Source organism: Serratia ureilytica, assembly GCF_017309605.1.
Taxonomy (GTDB): Bacteria; Pseudomonadota; Gammaproteobacteria; order Enterobacterales; family Enterobacteriaceae; genus Serratia; species Serratia ureilytica.
Genome location: NZ_CP071320.1, coordinates 1,908,074 through 1,924,300 on the forward strand (window position 1 = coordinate 1,908,074; position 16,227 = coordinate 1,924,300).

Sequence of the window (16,227 nt, forward strand, 5' to 3'; positions counted from 1 at the left end):
GGGGACAATATGCAGCGTCAATTTCCTGATGGCACTGCGTTCAATATCCTTTGGCATTGTTTTTTTCATCATGGTTTTTCCCATGTGGTTAATCGGAATAATAGCGGCCCGGCCCAAAGTCATGAGCGGCATGCTGAATAACGACGTTGCGTGCATAAAGCGTCGCGCCGTTTATTTATTGCGACGACGCTGTTTTTTCTGATTTTGGCTGCGGCGAGCCGGACGATGCTATCTGCGCATCGCCTGGGTAAGCCGTTTTTACCGAATTAACCGGCGGTTTTGACGGAACGCCGGCTGATGACCGTCGGCGGGAAGAGAAACTCGCCGGGCGGTTGTGAATCATTGTTGATGCGGCCGATCAGGCGTTCGACCATCAGCTGCGCCATCTCGGCCAGCGGCGGGCCGATCGACGTCAACCCCGGTTCGGCCAGGCCGGCAAGCGCGATATTGTCGATGCCGACCACCGAAATCTCTGCTGGCACCTGGACGCCGGCGGCGCGCAGCCCCACCATCAGCCCGATGCCCAGCGCATCGTTAATCGCCACGATGCCGTCCGGGCGCGGCGTCAGCGCGAGGATGCGGGATGCCAGCGTCAGCCCCAATTCGAACATCTCCGTGTCGCCGTAGGCGCTGGTGGCTTTGCCTTCGATCACCCGTTGGCGTTCGCTCAAGTTGTGCCCCAGCGCACTCAGAAAACCGTCGATCTTGTGGCTGCGCCCCACGGTCAGCGCCGCTTCGGTGGCGAACACGATATGTCGGCAGCCGCGTTCGAGCAGGTGCTGCGCGGCCAGACGCCCGGCGGCGAGATTGTCCATCGACACGCTGTCGAACAACCGGCTATCGGCGGCCATCGGCTCGGCGAACGGGCTGTCATAGCTGACGATCTTCATGCCCCGCTCGGCCGCCCGGACAAAATGGGTCTGGCGGATGTCGCTCGCCGCCACGATGATGCCGCGCACGCCATGCAGAAACATATCGTCGATAAACGCGGCTTCCTCCTGTTCCTGCCTGTAGGCGTTGCCGAGCAAGACGCGGTAGCGGTGAGCGCGCGCCGCGCTGTCGACGGCGTGCGCCAGCGCCGAAAAACTCGGGTTAACGATCGACGGCAGCAGCAGGCCGATGATCTTCGCCTGTGGCGCGAGGTTCACTGCGGTGCGCGCCGGACGATAGCCCAGGGTGTCCATCGCCTGTTCGATGCGCTGACGGGTCTGTGCGCTCATCTGGTGGCTGCGATTATTCAGCAGGTTCGACACGCTGCTGATGGACACGCCGGCCAACCGCGCGACATCACGAATATTTGCCATTTGCCGATCCCTTGCTGCCTGCCGTTAGCCTGCAATCTATAAGGGAAGGCGGGCGCAGGCAAGCCGCAACCGGGGCGAAACCCGCACGGGATCGCGCATTTGTGAGAGTCGTCAGGCGCAGGGCTGGTTGTTTACTAAACAGCAAAGGGCGGCGGCCATGGGGTGACGCGGATGAGTGAGATCTGCGAAGCATCTCTCGTTTATCGCACTTCGGGGCGGCGGGTTCTGTACTATTGTTTTCTCTTTGCGGCACGTTCCAGGCCGATGGGGCGCTGGGCGCAACGGAGATCACAGATGAACAAACGGGAATTAGAAAGCGCGATTGTCACCGATTTTTCCAAACGCATGAGCTATGGCGACTACCTGTGCCTGGACCAACTGCTGGACTGCCAGCACCCGCTCTCCAACCCGGCGCATCATGACGAAATGCTGTTCGTGATACAGCACCAAACCTCCGAACTGTGGATGAAGCTGATGCTGCACGAGCTACAGGCGGCGCTGCGGCTGGTGCAGCAGGACAAACTCAGCCACTGTTTCAAAATTCTCGCGCGCGTCAAACAGATCCAGCGGCTGCTGTTCGAACAGTGGGCGGTGCTGGAAACGCTGACGCCGTCGGAATACGTCGAGTTTCGCGATGTGTTGGGCAGTTCGTCGGGCTTCCAGTCGCATCAATACCGTTCGATCGAGTTTCTGCTCGGCAACAAGAACGCCGCCATGCTGGCGGTGTTCAGCAGCGATGCGGAAAAACACGCGGCGCTGAAGGCGATCCTCGAAGCGCCGAGCCTGTACGACGAATACTTGCTGTACCTGGCGCGCCACGGTTTGCCGATCCCGCAGGAGTGCCTCAAGCGCGACTGGACGCAGCCCTATCAGCGCAACCCGGATCTGCTGCCGGCGTTCAAAGTGATCTACGACAACCCGCAGACCTATTGGGAAGCGTATGAAATGGCGGAGAAGCTGGTGGATATCGAAGAGAGTTTCCATCTGTGGCGCTTCCGCCATATGAAAACGGTGGAGCGGATCATCGGCTTTAAGTCGGGCACCGGCGGTTCCAGCGGCGTCAGTTTCCTGAAAAAGGCGTTGGATCTGACCTTTTTCCCCGAACTGCTGGACGTGCGTACCGAAATCGGTGCCTGAGACACTGTGAGGGGGAAGGGCGATGAGCGTGAGGATTATCGATAAGGCGGCGGAGAAGGTGGTGGGTGTCAGAGTGGTGGGGCCGTATCCGCAGACCATCCCGCAGGGCTCGCAGCAACTGCTGGCATGGCGGCAGCGTCACGACGTGCCGTTCGGCAAATGGCTGGTGTTGTATTGGGACGATCCGGCGGAAGTGGCGCCGGAAAAGCTGCGCGCCGACGTGGTGATGAGCGTGGCGGACGATTTCGCGCTGCCGACGGGCAGCGCGGGTATGACCGTGCAGACGCTGCCCGCCGGGCAGTACGCGGTTTACCGCGTACGCATCAGCGATGGCGATTTCGAACGGGTATGGGGCGAGTTTTACCAGAAGCTGCTGCCGGCCAGCGGCTACCAGCCGGTTGAGGGGGTGAGCTACGAACACTATCTCAACGACTGCGAAGCCGACGGCTATTTTGACCTCGATATTTACCAGACGGTGAAGAAGTGGTGAAGGGGAAATGATAAAGAAGGCTGAATCGATGGGCGGTACAGATTCAGCCTGTGATTGTCATTCCTGTTCGGTTTAGGAGCGGTGACAAGAGGAGGGAGTGTCACTCGCACTGAGGTATAGGCCGTTTGATATCTATACGGTGTAGGTAGATAGGCCAAGTCTCACTTTAGCGCCTTGGAATCAAGTGCCTTGGAATCACTCGGTGGCGGTTGTGGTGGCTATTTCCCCCAAGTTCCTTTTTGATTCATTAATATCTTACCATTCTTTATAACTGTCAGTGTGTTATCAATTTTACTGAGCATATAGGTCGTCGATGCATTTTTAAACTCATAACTGATTATTGGGCATGGGGCTGTATTGCAATCAGCACGTGTCACTTTTCCCTGCAAAGTTACAGCAGCACCATCTTTTTTACGCTCTCCATAATAAGTAGCATCATTACAGTTTCCTTTACTGATGCAAACAGTCATGAGCTTGATAGAGAATGACTGTGTGTCAAAGTATTCTTCCTCAGTCCTCACCTTATTTCTTTTGCTGTCTGAGGAAAAATGCATGTCTTTGAAGCGTGCAGCCCAATGCAGAATATCATTATTAATAGGGGAATCTTTATCAGATGATTTGTAATTTATGATATCAGAATCAGGTACAACCCAGGCGGCATAAATTTTCCCATCGGGATTGATGACCAGAGCAGAGGCATTTTCCAGATAAAGATCTTTTAGCCACCCTTCAACAAATAACCCACCACCTGGGGTTGAATGAGGTTCACCGAACACATCAAAGTTGTTGATGTACTTTTCATAGTCTTGACCCAGTATGCTTTTAAGATTGTCAGTGACCGCTTTATCGTTGACCAGCCCGCTTACTGTGTTGGTTTTGTTATATTGTAACAGGTCTATCGCTGATGTGGATTCAATGGAGCAAAGCAAAGAAGCAGCAAACAATGTAGGTAATAAGATTTTTTTGAACATAAATCACTCGTTTGATAATTTTAAAAATTCTTCTGCTTCCCGGGCATACCGCTTTTGAAGGCCATTACCATAACGTGCCCACCAGTTGTACTGTTTACCACCCTGCGTCGTGATGGTATCTCCATATATTGCTCTATCGTATTCTACCCGAGCTTTAAGTAAATTATCCTGAAAGCTTTCCGCCGACATACTTTCAATTTTGGCTATTGCCTCCGACGTTAAGGTATCAGCCTTAACTATTCGTCCGGACTCCATGGAGTTCAGGATCGCTTGTGCGCCAGATGAGCCACGCATATGTGCCAATGAAGTTATTGCCCCTTGTTTTCCTGGATCAGAAAAGTTCAGTGCACCTGCAGACTTCGCTGATGCGCTCATTGCTTTGGATACTTCCTCAAACTCTTCAGCGCTGCCTTGGCCGTATTGGTTACGAGCAGCAAGGATTTTGTCATAAGCATTGCCATTTCCTTTTCTGAATCCGTATAACTCACGGCGCCCACCTTGTTCTCCAGCACTCCCTTCAGAGGCCATGACCGATTCAACAACCCGATTATCAATTCTGCCGGGTTTTGTTGTCGATTGAGCATTTTGCGTGATAGATGCTGGCGCCGCTGCCGCCGCCCGAGGGGCGGCATTAACCGGCTTTCCCGGCGAACCAATTACCTACTCTTTAGGGAACAGCTGATCGACGGCGCTCTGGATTGCCGCCTGATGGCCACCGCCCGGTGCGGCGGTGCGTGCGGCGCCGCCAGGCTGGTTGAGATCCAGCTGGCCGCCGGTGTTGATCGCGCCATCCTCTTTTACCGTGATATTGAAACTGGTGCCGGTGATGTTGATTTGGCCGTCCGCCAGCAGTTCGATCACGCTTTCGCCGCATTCGAGCCGCAGCGATTCGCCGGAGCCGAGGGTAAAGGCATTGACCACGGCGTCGCTGCGCGTGTTGCCGGTCAGCGCGGAGGATTCACCTTTGACGCCGGTCGCCTGATTGAGCACCACCCGTTTGATCTGGTTACCGCCCACCAGATGCGTGTGATCGTTAGCGATGGTGTGGCTTTCATCGTTTTTCACCTGGGTGTCCATGTTGCGCTCCGCCTGGATCCACACCTGTTCGGCGCCGGCCTTGTCTTCGAAACGCAGGGCGTTGGCGTTGTCGGCGGTGCCGTCTTTGGTGCGGCTCATAAAGCCCATCTGGGTGGCGGCGGCCGGCAGCGCCCACGGCGGCATGCTGGCTTCGTTATAGACGCGCCCGGTGACGATCGGCCGATCCGGATCGCCGTTGATAAAGTCCACCACCACTTCGTCGTTCACGCGCGGGATCTGCACGCCGCCGTAGCCTTGGCCGGCCCAGGCGCTGGAGACGCGCACCCAGCAGGAGCTGCCGTCGTCTTTCGGCCCGAAGCGATCCCAGTGGAACTTCACCTTGATGCGGCCGTATTTGTCGGTCCAAATCGATTCGCCGGCCGGGCCGACCACCCGGGCGGTCTGCGGTCCGTGGGTTTTCGGCCAGGTAGCCTGCTGCGGCGGGTGCCAGGGCACGTCCGCCGGCAGGACGATGAAGTCGATGCGGTGTTCGCTGCTCTGATCGTCGCCGCTGGCGTAGCGATTCTCTTTCAGATGGTAGCTGGCCTGCAGCGTCAGATATTCGCGATTGTCGTCGGCATGCGGGGCGTTATACAGCGTGAAGGTACTGCCGGGGGCGATGCCCATGGCGGTGGCGGTGCCTCGGATCTGTTGATGCTCGGCCTGCCAGGCTTCCTGGCGCACGCGGGCGTAGAACTCCCCCTGCTGATGCTCGGTATAGCGGCCCGGCCAGTCGTAAACGTCGATTTGCCCCGGCGTCGGCGAGACCGGGTTTTGCCGCGCCTGGAACAGCCAGGCGTTCGGTTTGCGGAAATCGTAGTCGTCCAGGCTGTAGATGCCCGGTGTGACGCGATCGGACAACGTCCACTGGCTGATACCTTCCTCGCTGGTGCTGCCGCCCGACGGCGTCAGGTGGTAGGGGATCATCTCATAGCCGGGATAGGGCTGGTGATGGTGGGGGGCGTCCCCGAGCACCAGCGTGTGTTTGCCCATTTCGTGTTTGAAATAGTAATAGATGCCCTCCTGCTCCATCAGGCGGCTGATGAAGTTGAAGCTGCTTTCGTTGTACTGCACGCAGTAGCCCCACAGGCGATAGTCGCCGGTCAGCTGATCTTCCAGCTGCACGTTGTGCTCCGCCAACAGGGTCTTGACGATCTGCGGCACCGTCTGTTCCTGGAAGATGCGGAAGTTGCGATCCTTGGTCATCGGCCACAGATCCGGCTGCACGTGCAGGCTATACACCGCGTAGCGGGTGCCGCCGATCTCTTCGCTGCTGACGGCGATGGCGGTGATCTTGCCGTTCAGGTAGCGCGGGGCGCTGAGAAAACCCTGGGTCGGAATTTCCAGCGTCAGCGGTTGGCCGAGCAGCGCTTTGCGATCGAGGCGCGCGTCGGTGCTCAGCAATTCAATAGAGAAGTCGAAAGGAGTGGAAAGCGCTTCGATACCGTCCAGCGAGCGAAACAGCAGTTGCTCCTGGCCCAGCGGCGTGTGCGCAATAATGCGATCCAACATGAGAACGTCCTCTGTGATTGACGTCATGCCCTGCATACTCCGGCGTTGCAGCGGCCTTGCCGCGCGGCCAATGAGGGGGCAGTTGCTCGTCAGTCTCATGAAATAGGGGAAACCCCGCCGAGGCGGAGTTTCAGAACGGGATTAGCCGGCAGTGGCCGGATTGACCAGCCAGGTGCCGGCGGTGTCGATGCTGAGCTGCTGGCGGCGGAGCCGATCGTTGTGACGGATCTCCAGCTGATAGCGGCCCGGCGCCAGGTTCAGGCTGGCGAAGCCGTTTTCGCCCGGCGTCACCTGCTGCGGCTTGCCGTCGAGGCTGACCTGCTCACCCGGTTGCAGTTTGAAGTACACCAACGCCACCGGTTGCGCCGGCGGCGCCGCTTTTTCAGGTTCCGCCGCCGCAGGCTGCGCGGTTTGCGGCGCGCTCGGCTGCTGCGTCAGGGTTTTCTGCGCCGGTGACGCCTCGCTGTTTTGAGCGACGGCCTGGGCATCGTCCTTGCCGCCGCTCAGCCAGGCGATCGCGCCGATCACCAGCAGCGCGGCGACGCCGGCGCCGGCCATCATCGGGCGCGAGAATTTGGTGCCGCGCGCGGTAACGGTGCCGGCTGCGGCCGCAGCGGCGGCCGGGTTGGCGGCGACCAGCAAGTTCTCCGGCGCGGCGGCCGGGGTGCTGATTATTTCGTTTTCATCGGCGATCGGCAGGTGCAACAACTCGGCCATTTCGTCAATGGTCTGCGGGCGGTCTTCCGGCTTCAGCGCCAGCGCGCGATCGACGGTGCGCAGCAGCTCCGGCGAGTAGCCGGCGGGGCGGCGCTCGGTCAGCGGCTGGTAGCTGTCTTCGATGCTGCGCACCACGCTGACCGGCGGCGGCGAACCGACGATCAGCGTGTGCAGCACGGCGCCGAGCGCGTAGATATCGGTCCACGGCCCTTGTTCGCCGTCGCTGTTCTCGGTGTACTGCTCGATCGGCGCGAAGCCCGGTTTGAGCATGATCTCCGTTTCGTCCGACAGGTTGCCGATCTCTTTGCGCGCCGACCCGAAGTCCAGCAGCACCGGCAGCTGGCTCTCCTGGATCTGGATGTTATCCAGCGAAATGTCGCGGTGCAGATAGCCTTCCTGATGGATGGTGTTGATGGCGCTGAACAGCGGCGGCAGCAGCCGACGGATCCACGCCTCGTCGATCTTCTCCGGCTGCTGCGCCTGCAGGTTTTTCAGCGTGGTGCCGCTGTAAAACTGGGTGCCCATATAGGCGGTGCCGTTCTCTTCCCAGAAGCGCAACACGTGCAGCAGACCGGGATGCGAGAAGCGCGCCAGCAGACGCGCCTCCTGAATAAAGCTGTTCAGTCCGGCCTGGAAAGTTTTGCCGAAGCGTTCGCCGCGCAGCCCGATGCTGAGATCGTCATTGCGTTTCGCCAGCGAGGTTGGCATGTACTCCTTGATGGCGATGGTGCGTTCCAGTTGGTGATCGTAGGCGCGGTAGACGATGCCGAAGCCGCCTTCGCCGATCGCTTCCTGGATCTCGAATTCATTGAATCGGTAGCCGCTCGGCAGGCTGTTCGAATTCGGTTTGGTTATCCCGGTTCCCGACATAGTGATGGCTCTCTGTGTTCAAAGGGCCGCCGTCTCGGCGGCCGCGGCGTTATGCCTGAAATTGACAAATGAATTCGTTGTTCTGCAGCGCGATATGCAGCTGGCGATAGCGCTGGTCGTTGGCGCTGCCGGTCAGCAGGGTGTGGCTGATCTGCGGCAGCAGGGTGTTGGTCAGGATGGCGTCGACCATGCGGCCGCCGGACTCCACCTCGGTGCAGCGGCTGACGATCTGCTCGATGACCGCGTCGTCGAAGGTGCAGACGATGTCGTGATTCTCCGCCAGGCGACGCTGAATGCGGCCCAATTGCAGGCGCACGATGTTGCCCAGCGTGGCGTCGGTCAGCGGGTAATACGGCACCACCAGCAGGCGGCCGAGCAAGGCGGCCGGGAACACCGACAGCAGCGGTTGGCGCAGCGCGCCGCTCAGCGCCTCCGGCTCCGGCAGCAGCTCCGGATCGCTGCACAACCCGGCGATCAGATCGGTGCCGACGTTGGAGGTCAGGATGATGATGGTGTTGCGGAAATCGATATGACGGCCTTCGCCGTCCTCCATCCAGCCCTTGTCGAACACCTGGAAGAAGATTTCATGTACGTCCGGGTGCGCCTTTTCGATCTCGTCCAACAGCACCACGCTGTAAGGACGGCGGCGAACCGCCTCGGTCAACACGCCGCCCTCGCCGTAGCCGACATAGCCGGGCGGCGCGCCTTTCAGCGTCGAAACGGTGTGCGACTCCTGGAATTCGCTCATGTTGATGGTGATGACGTTCTGCTCGCCGCCGTACAGGGTTTCCGCCAGCGCCAGCGCGGTTTCGGTTTTGCCGACGCCGGAGGGCCCGGCCAGCAGGAATACCCCGACCGGTTTGTTCGGATCGTCCAGCCGCGCTCGTGAGGTGCGCACCCGGCGGGCGATCAGATCCAGCGCATGGCGTTGGCCGATGACGCGCTGATTCAGGGTGTCGGAGAGCTGCAGCACCGCTTCAATCTCGTTTTTCACCATGCGGCCCAGCGGGATGCCGGTCCAGTCGGCCACCACCGCCGCCACGATGCTGGCGTCGACGGCTGCGAAGATCAGCGGCGCTTCGCCCTGCAGCGCGCTCAGCTGCTGCTGCAGTTCGCCCAATTGGGCGCGCAGCGCGTCGGCATCAGGGCGCGTTTGCGTCTCTTCGTCGGTGCTCGCCTCTTCTTGGGCGTGCAGTTGGGCGCGCAGCGTGATGATCTGCTGGATCAGCGCCAGCTCCTGCTGCCAACGCTCGGTCAACTGTTCGAGTTCCTGGCGCAGCGCGGTCAATTGGGCTTCAATCTCCTGCGGGCGCAGGGGATCGCCGATGCCGACCTTGGCCTCGCGGCGGGCGATATCCAACTCTATCTGCAGCGCATCGATGCGGTGGCGGCAGTCTTCGACCTGGGCGGGCTCGGCATGTTGGCTGACCGCCACGCGCGCGCAGGCGGTATCCAGCAGTGCCACCGCCTTGTCCGGCAACTGGCGGGCCGGAATATAGCGATGGGACAGCCGCACCGCGGCGTCCACCGCTTCATCCAGCAGCAGCACGCGGTGGTGTTGCTCCAGCGGGCTGACGGTGCTGCGCAGCATCAGCAGCGCTTTGTCTTCGCTCGGTTCGTGCACCTGCACCACCTGGAAACGGCGGGTGAGCGCGGGATCCTTCTCGATGTATTTCTTGTATTCCGACCAGGTGGTGGCGCCGATGGTGCGCAGTTGGCCGCGCGCCAATGCCGGTTTCAGCAGGTTGGCGGCGTCGCCGGTGCCCTGGGCGCCGCCGGCGCCGATCAGGGTGTGAATTTCGTCGATAAACAGGATGATCGGCGTCGGGCTGGATTGCACTTCGTCGATCACCGCCTGCAGCCGTTTTTCAAACTCGCCCTTGACGCCGGCGCCGGCCTGCAGCATGCCGATGTCCAGCAGGCACAGCTTCACGTCGCGCAGCTGCGGCGGCACGTCGCCGGCCACGATGCGCAGCGCCAGGCCTTCCACCACGGCGGTTTTGCCGACGCCGGCCTCGCCGGTCAGCAGCGGGTTGTTCTGGCGGCGGCGCATCAGAATATCGACGATTTGCCGGATCTCTTCATCGCGGCCGGCCACCGGGTCGATCTCGCCGTTGCGCGCTCTGGCGGTCAGATCCTGGGCATACTGCTCCAGCACGCTTTCACCGCTGCGCGCCGCGCCGGGCAGGGGCTCGGCGCCGCTTTGCGCCGCCGCATCCTGGGCGTTTTCCGCCGAGTGAGCGGTAATGGCGGCGAACTGTTCCATCAGCAGATCGGCGTTGATGCGCTCGAACTGCGGGGAAATGGCCTTCAGCAGGTGGCGCAGGCTGTAGGTTTTCAGAATGCCGAGCAGCAGGTGGCCGCCGCGGATGCGCGCCGCGCCGAACTTCAATGAGCCATAGACCCAGGCGCGTTCTACCGCGCTGTCGATGTGCTCGGACAGATCGGAGATGGCGCTGGCGCCGCGTGGCAGGCGATCGAGCGCCTCGACGATGTCGCGCGCCAGCTGCGCCTCGTCCAGCGCGAAGTGGCGAACGATCTGCTGCAGATCGCCGTCCGGCGATTGCATCAGCTGATGCAGCCAGTGCGCCAATTCGACGTAGGGGTTACCGCGCAGCTTGCAAAACGCCGTCGCACTTTCCAGAGAGGTGAATAACAGGCTATCCAGTTTGCCGAATAATACCGAGCGGCTGATTTCAGACATGGTTTTCCTCAGGTCTCAGAGTGGCCTGACGCCGCAGGGCGCCGGCCGAAATAGGGTCAGAACGGGTTTTCCAGCGGTTCAGGGCTGAAGATCAGATCGTCGAGATCGCGCTGTCGCCGATGGTCGGCCAGCCAACTGCTCAGGCCCAATCGCTGCGCGCCGCCGAGCTGGATGCCGTGCGCCTGTTCCTTCGCCAGGATCAGGCGCACTTCCCAGACGAACTCGATGCCCAGGTATTGGCGCACCCAGTCGCGCAGTTGCCGGCACAGATCGGCGCCGGGCAGAAAGCGGTCATAGTCCTGCTGCGGCATCGGCCCCAGCTCGATGCGGAATTTGTGCTGGATATCCCGCACCGCGATGCCGAGAAAGGCCGATTCGCCGAGCCGCGGCGCGCCGCGCCCGGCCTTGAGCCGCGCCTGCTCGCGCGGCTCCACCCGCAGCCAGTGCGGCACGTTTTCGACGATGCGCACCGGCACCTTGAAATACTGCTGCAAAATTTTGCTCAGGCCTTCCGGATCGCGGCTGTGGCGAATCAGATGACCGGCCATAAAATGTTTAGCGTGGGCGTTGATGCTGTCGCGCTCTTGCTGCGCCGGCTGGCCGATGCCGATCAGGCTCGACAGGTACTCGTCGAAGCGCCGGTTGTCCGGGCGATCCAGCGACACCGTCGGCTGCGCGTCGGCCCAGGCGCGGTAAAACAGCAGCGTCAGCCGGTGATGGAACAGATTGGTGAACGCCAGCAGGGTGGTGTCCTGATGGTGGTACACCCGTTCGCGCACGTATTCGGTCAGGTGCAGCGGCAGCGGTCCGTTGGGGCCGAACAGGCCGAAGCTGAAGATCGATACGTCGTGCAGCGGGCTGTTGGCGCGCGGCGTCACCTGCGCCAGCGTGGAGGGCGCGAACGACAGCGAAGGTTCCTGGCCCAGGCGCAGCATCTCGTGGCGCGGCAGCGGCGCGCGCCCCAGCAGGTAGGGCTGGCCGCCCTGGGCGTCGATGCGCCGCAGCAGTTGAAACAGATCGTGCTTGTAAGGCGCGCTGCGCAGCCGCGGCCAGAAGTCGTCCGGCAGGCGATACAGCGCGTTGATCTGCGGCGGCGCCAGTTCGGTGGCGATCATCTCCGCGTTCATATCAGCGTCCTTTTGCCCATGCGCGCCTGCCAGTGGGCGATCTCGCCGCGCTGCTGGCTGGAGAGCGTCATCTCGGTGAAGGTGTTCATCGCCACCAGGCGCGAGAACAGGCGCTCCAGCACGCTGCCGAGCAGGTAAGGACTGTTGCCGGAGAACGCCTGCTCATCGACCGTCAGATCGATGGCGATGCCGCGCGCGAACACGATGGGGCCGGGTTCAGGCACTCGCCGATAGACCGGCCGCAGGTTGCAGTGGCGCACGCCCTGGATCTGTTTGGCGATCGCCGGCTCGCTCAGGTTGCCGTACAGCCCCAGCAGCTGGCGCAGGCTGGCAGCGCCCTGTTCCGGATCGCCGTCCATCATGCTGAGGTAATTCAGCTGCAGCTGACTGATCAACCGCCAGGTGATCATCCCTTCGGCCAGCGCCGGACGCGGCGGCGTAGGGCCTTTGCGCAGCGAGACCTGCTTGATCGGGATTGAATCGGGCATCACGAAATTGCCCTGATCCTGCTGCAACAGCATCAACGGCAGGTCGCGGCTGGTGCACAGCACGTCGGCGGTGAGGTATTTCAGATCGCTGTGCCACGGCGACTGCCGTTCGTCCACCAGCGATACGAACACTTCCGAACCGGCATAGCCGGTGCGGGTGCCGTAGCGGCGGGCGTGCTCCGACAGCGTGCGCTGTTCGCGCCGCAGCGAGAAGTAGGCGCCATAGTTGCCATCGTCCGCGCTCAGGGTGCTGTAAAACGGCCGAAACTCTTGCTCGTAGCGTTTTTCGCTGGCGCTGCCGCCGAGCCGCTGCACCGAAAACACTTCGTAATCCAGCGGCCGGATATTGTCGACCACCAGATGGTATTCGTGGTTCTTTTCGTTGATCGCGATGCGTTCGGCCACTTTCGGAAACAGGTTGATCACCGGCGTGCAGTGCAGCGCCAAATGGGCAACGTCGACCACTCGTTCCAGCGCGGCGTCGTGCCTATCGAGCAGCACCACGATTTCGAACTGGCGCAGCGCCTTTTTCCCTTCGCGCACGCTTTGCAACAGCGGGCGCAGGCCGTTGACGCTGAAGAACTGGAAGCGCGCCGGGAAGGCGAAATATTCTTGCAGCAGCCGGTAGCCTTCGAAGTTGCGCAGATCGTTGGGCAGCAGCGCCTGATCGGCGGCAAAGCCTTCCTGTCGCAGCCCGTCCAACGCCAGCGCCCGCCGCTGCGGCTGAGCCTCCACCGTTTGGCAGACAAGCCCGACGCTGTGCTGCATCAGCAACTCCAGCAGCTGCTGCGCCTGCATGTCCGGCCCGGCCAGGTAAAACATCAATTGGTCCAGCTGCAGGTTGTTGAGCGTCACGCTTTCGTAGCACTCGAGCCGAATGCGCAGCGCGCTGACGCAGCCGCTGTGCTGCAGCCCCAGCGAGGCCAGCGGAATATCGGCCGGAATGCCGCCCAGCTCGACGCCGGCGATGCGCACCGGCTGCAGCGTGACGTCATGCGCCGTGGTGTAACTGCAGGTGATGCCGCTTTTCTTCAGCGTCTGGCTGTCCATCATGGTGCCGCGCGGCACCACGAAGCCGTTGCTGATATCGCCTTTACTGCTGTCCGGCTGCAGCTCGGCGATCGCCATCGACGGCGTCGGCGACAGGTAGTTGGGGTAGATGATCTCCAGCAAGCGCTGAGAAAAGCGCGGGAACTCGGCGTCCATTTTCAGCTGCACGCGCGAGGTGAGGAAGGCGAAGCCCTCCATCAGACGCTCGATATAAGGGTCCGCCACGTCGATGCCGCGCATGCCGAGACGGCCCGCGACCTTCGGGTACTGTTCGGCGAACTCGGCGCCCATCTCACGCAGATAGGCCAGCTCGCGGTTGTAATAATCTAACAGTTTACTGTCCATCGCCTTACCCTATGTCTTTCAGATCGAAGTGGCCGTTTTCCAGATCCACGTCGGTACGGAACAGAAACTCCAGCGGATAGGGCACGCACCACAGGCGGCCCTTGATTTCGATCGACAGCACGTTGTGCAGATCCAGCGAGCCGGTGTCCGAAATGCAGCGCACCTGTAACCCGTCGGGCAGAATGCGCGGCTCGAAATGGAGGATGGAATCGGTCAGCGCGCGCTGAATGTCGAGCCATTCGATGTCCGACATGCGCTTGCCCGCCAGCGAGGCGATGCCGTAATTCAGGGTGGAGCGCCGCACCTGTGGAAAATCGCCGAGATCCAGATTGGATTCGCTGTTGACGCAGTTGAACAGCCACTGCAAATCGCGCAATACCCGGCGGCGCAGCTCGCTGTGCGACACCAGGTTGCGCACCTGCGCCTCCTGCTTTTTCTGCGGTTCGTCGTCGGTCAGCATATCGAGCAGCACCGGCTGCATTTTGTCGCGTGAAGTCAGGCGTTCGCTGTCCTGACGAGAGCGATAGCCCTGGCGGCGCAGATCGCCGCCGTCATAGTGGGGGGGGCGCTTGTCGTTCATGGTCAGGCGCTCGCGTCGAAGCTCAACTGCCGCAGGCTGTGCAGCGGGAATTCGTCGCTTTCGCTGAGCCAGGTCTTCAGGCCCAGCCCCGCATAGTGGGCGCCGTCGCCCAGCGGTTGCCATTCGGTGCGTTTGCCGAGCAGCAGCGCGTCGTCGCTGCCTTCGGGCAGCGGGTAACGGGCGGGCAGTTGGCATACCTGTTCGCGGCCATCGGTCAGGCGCACCAGCGCATGGCTCCACACCAGATCGATGGCGCTCTGTGGCGCCTGGAACTGGATCGCGGCGATGTCGGCAAACGGCACCCAGTAGTAAACGCCGTTGAGCGCCAGCTCGCACACCGGCCCGAGGCGGCCGTCACCGTCGGTCAGCCAGTCGAAACTCAGCTGCCGCTCTTGGTCGCCTTCGGCCAACATTAACCGCCCGGCGCCGGCCGGGGCGGCCTCCAGCGCCTCATCGCGCAGCGTCTGGGCCTGCTCGGCCGGCCCTTGCGCATCCTGATGCAGCGCCTGCACCATCAGTTTCAGCCAGGGATGCGCCTGCCGCAGCAGCGTCGGCGCGGCCGTGCCGGCGAATACCGCCTGGCGTTGCAGCTCGGCGTTGACCGACTGCATCAGCAGCAAGGTGGTTGGTTGGGCGATCGGTTTCAGCGCCTGCCAGGATTTCAACTGCGCGTTGGCGCGCGTCCAGTTGCCGCTCAGACACAGCAGTTGCACCAGCGCGGCGCGCAGGTCGGCATCCGCCGGTTTTGCCTTGATATCGTTCTCGACGGCGGTGATGGCCGCGGCGATCGACTGGCCTTGCAGCATGCTTGCTAATGATTTCACAGGCTTTCCTTATAATCAGTGAGTGGCGCCGTTAACCGACAGGTAGCTGCCGCTGGCGGGATCGACCCGGTCTGCGGCCAACTGTTCCACCAGCTTGAAGGTCAGCGGGGCGGCGGCGCTCAGCAGCGGCTGCCAGGCGGTTTGCGCCTGCTGCACGCGCTGTGTGATCTTGGTCTCGTCGGCGGCGTCGACACGCGGCATTTCAACGATCGCTTCACCGTTGAACGCCCAGGCGTGCAACTGCGGTTCGAAGGTCAGCAGCAGGAAGCTGCCCGGCGCCTGCGGGTTGCCGCCCAAAATGAGCCGTTGGGCGTTGGCGCTGACGACGGTCAGCGCGCGATCGCCGCCGTTGATCTTCGCCAGCGGGTAACCTTGCAGGAACCACAGCGTCGGCGAGAGGGTTTGCCCGCCGTGTTGCAGCGTGACCGCGCCGCTGCCTTGCAGCCAGCCGTCCTCGCCGCAGCGCAGCGCGTCGCCGGCGGGAATGAACAGCGCGCCGCCGGTGGCTTCGTCACCCCAGAAGGTGCGGAAGTGGCAGCCCTGCGGCAGGCTGAAACGCTGTGGCGGCGCGGTGTCCGCCTGCGCAGAGGTGACGGCCACCGCCGCAGGAATGGTCGGCGGCGGCGGGGTTTGCGGCTGCTCGGCGGTCTCTTGTTTGACCACCGGTTTCCAGCCGCGCGCTTTGGCGGCTTCGCCGGTCGCCAGCTTCTCACCGCGCTTGTCGGTCAGCGTCCAGGGCAGATGACCGGCTTTTGGGCACTGCTTTTCCAGCAGATTGCCGACGCGGGGCAGAAAGTCGTTCAACACGGCCGGATCTTTGCCTTGCGCCGAGACGATGCGCAGCGGGATGCTTTTGCCGCACCAGCTTTCCGGATTGCTGTTCTTGACGTCATCGATAAACACTTCCAGCTTCTGGCTGGGGGAGTAAACCAGGCGATAGTTCATCGCCTGCGCGGTCGGTACCGCCATCAGGGCGACGAGCCCCGGCATCCAGTATTTCATAGTGAACCTTGCTGTGAATGTGCGCCGAC

Annotated in this window: 13 protein-coding genes; 2 read left to right on the top strand and 11 right to left on the bottom strand. The window is 61.7% G+C overall.

What is annotated here, in order from left to right; all coding sequences use genetic code 11:
- Positions 1–266: 266 nt before the first annotated feature.
- Complete coding sequence (locus J0X03_RS08810; RefSeq protein WP_033643570.1) at positions 267–1,304, bottom strand: LacI family DNA-binding transcriptional regulator; 1,038 nt, start codon at positions 1,302–1,304, stop codon at positions 267–269.
- A 294-nt stretch (positions 1,305–1,598) separates the two neighbouring features.
- On the opposite strand from J0X03_RS08810, the gene kynA reads away from it, so the two are divergent.
- Together kynA and sbmC are read left to right on the top strand one after the other, a co-directional pair.
- Positions 1,599–2,441, top strand: coding sequence for a tryptophan 2,3-dioxygenase (gene kynA / locus J0X03_RS08815; protein ID WP_046687354.1), 843 nt, complete (start codon positions 1,599–1,601; stop codon positions 2,439–2,441).
- Positions 2,442–2,463: 22 nt separating this feature from the next.
- Positions 2,464–2,931, top strand: a complete 468-nt coding sequence (sbmC, locus tag J0X03_RS08820; RefSeq protein WP_122016284.1) for a DNA gyrase inhibitor SbmC — start codon at positions 2,464–2,466, stop codon at positions 2,929–2,931.
- A gap of 218 nt (positions 2,932–3,149) precedes the next feature.
- Here sbmC and J0X03_RS08825 read toward each other — a convergent pair whose 3' ends face one another.
- The 10 genes from J0X03_RS08825 to J0X03_RS08870 all read right to left on the bottom strand — a co-directional run bounded on the left by J0X03_RS08825 (position 3,150) and on the right by J0X03_RS08870 (position 16,198).
- Positions 3,150–3,902: a hypothetical protein gene (locus tag J0X03_RS08825; protein WP_033643567.1), complete on the bottom strand. Its 753-nt coding sequence runs from the start codon at positions 3,900–3,902 to the stop codon at positions 3,150–3,152.
- 3 nt (positions 3,903–3,905) lie between these two features.
- On the bottom strand, positions 3,906–4,430 hold the full coding sequence (locus J0X03_RS08830) for a hypothetical protein (protein WP_146035835.1): 525 nt from the start codon (positions 4,428–4,430) through the stop codon (positions 3,906–3,908).
- A 132-nt stretch (positions 4,431–4,562) separates the two neighbouring features.
- Positions 4,563–6,491 (bottom strand): type VI secretion system Vgr family protein, encoded by a 1,929-nt coding sequence (locus tag J0X03_RS08835; protein WP_122016285.1) that lies wholly within the window; start codon positions 6,489–6,491, stop codon positions 4,563–4,565.
- Between the two features lie 141 nt (positions 6,492–6,632).
- Entirely contained in the window at positions 6,633–8,078 is a 1,446-nt protein-coding gene (locus J0X03_RS08840) for a serine/threonine protein kinase (protein WP_160204384.1), read from the bottom strand.
- Positions 8,079–8,127: 49 nt separating this feature from the next.
- On the bottom strand, positions 8,128–10,782 hold the full coding sequence (gene tssH, locus J0X03_RS08845) for a type VI secretion system ATPase TssH (protein ID WP_122016286.1): 2,655 nt from the start codon (positions 10,780–10,782) through the stop codon (positions 8,128–8,130).
- A gap of 56 nt (positions 10,783–10,838) precedes the next feature.
- Complete coding sequence (tssG, locus tag J0X03_RS08850; RefSeq protein WP_060660567.1) at positions 10,839–11,909, bottom strand: type VI secretion system baseplate subunit TssG; 1,071 nt, start codon at positions 11,907–11,909, stop codon at positions 10,839–10,841.
- On the bottom strand, positions 11,906–13,792 hold the full coding sequence (gene tssF / locus J0X03_RS08855) for a type VI secretion system baseplate subunit TssF (protein ID WP_033643563.1): 1,887 nt from the start codon (positions 13,790–13,792) through the stop codon (positions 11,906–11,908). The genes tssG and tssF overlap by 4 nt, the downstream gene beginning before the upstream one ends.
- 4 nt (positions 13,793–13,796) lie before the next feature.
- The gene (locus J0X03_RS08860) at positions 13,797–14,372 is read right to left on the bottom strand and encodes a type VI secretion system baseplate subunit TssE (RefSeq protein WP_033650842.1); all 576 of its coding nucleotides are present in this window, start codon (positions 14,370–14,372) and stop codon (positions 13,797–13,799) included.
- Positions 14,373–14,374: 2 nt separating this feature from the next.
- Positions 14,375–15,196, bottom strand: coding sequence for a type VI secretion system accessory protein TagJ (locus tag J0X03_RS08865; protein ID WP_265342537.1), 822 nt, complete (start codon positions 15,194–15,196; stop codon positions 14,375–14,377).
- A gap of 15 nt (positions 15,197–15,211) precedes the next feature.
- Positions 15,212–16,198, bottom strand: coding sequence for a hypothetical protein (locus J0X03_RS08870; RefSeq protein ID WP_033650844.1), 987 nt, complete (start codon positions 16,196–16,198; stop codon positions 15,212–15,214).
- Between the last annotated feature and the right edge of the window lie 29 nt (positions 16,199–16,227).

Coding starts and splice junctions, on each gene's coding strand:
- J0X03_RS08810 (WP_033643570.1), bottom strand. CDS start 1,304: ATGGCAAATATTCGTGATGTCGCGCGGTTGGCCGGCGTGTCCATCAGC.
- kynA (WP_046687354.1), top strand. CDS start 1,599: ATGAACAAACGGGAATTAGAAAGCGCGATTGTCACCGATTTTTCCAAA.
- sbmC (WP_122016284.1), top strand. CDS start 2,464: ATGAGCGTGAGGATTATCGATAAGGCGGCGGAGAAGGTGGTGGGTGTC.
- J0X03_RS08825 (WP_033643567.1), bottom strand. CDS start 3,902: ATGTTCAAAAAAATCTTATTACCTACATTGTTTGCTGCTTCTTTGCTT.
- J0X03_RS08830 (WP_146035835.1), bottom strand. CDS start 4,430: ATGGCCTCTGAAGGGAGTGCTGGAGAACAAGGTGGGCGCCGTGAGTTA.
- J0X03_RS08835 (WP_122016285.1), bottom strand. CDS start 6,491: ATGTTGGATCGCATTATTGCGCACACGCCGCTGGGCCAGGAGCAACTG.
- J0X03_RS08840 (WP_160204384.1), bottom strand. CDS start 8,078: ATGTCGGGAACCGGGATAACCAAACCGAATTCGAACAGCCTGCCGAGC.
- tssH (WP_122016286.1), bottom strand. CDS start 10,782: ATGTCTGAAATCAGCCGCTCGGTATTATTCGGCAAACTGGATAGCCTG.
- tssG (WP_060660567.1), bottom strand. CDS start 11,909: ATGAACGCGGAGATGATCGCCACCGAACTGGCGCCGCCGCAGATCAAC.
- tssF (WP_033643563.1), bottom strand. CDS start 13,792: ATGGACAGTAAACTGTTAGATTATTACAACCGCGAGCTGGCCTATCTG.
- J0X03_RS08860 (WP_033650842.1), bottom strand. CDS start 14,372: ATGAACGACAAGCGCCCCCCCCACTATGACGGCGGCGATCTGCGCCGC.
- J0X03_RS08870 (WP_033650844.1), bottom strand. CDS start 16,198: ATGAAATACTGGATGCCGGGGCTCGTCGCCCTGATGGCGGTACCGACC.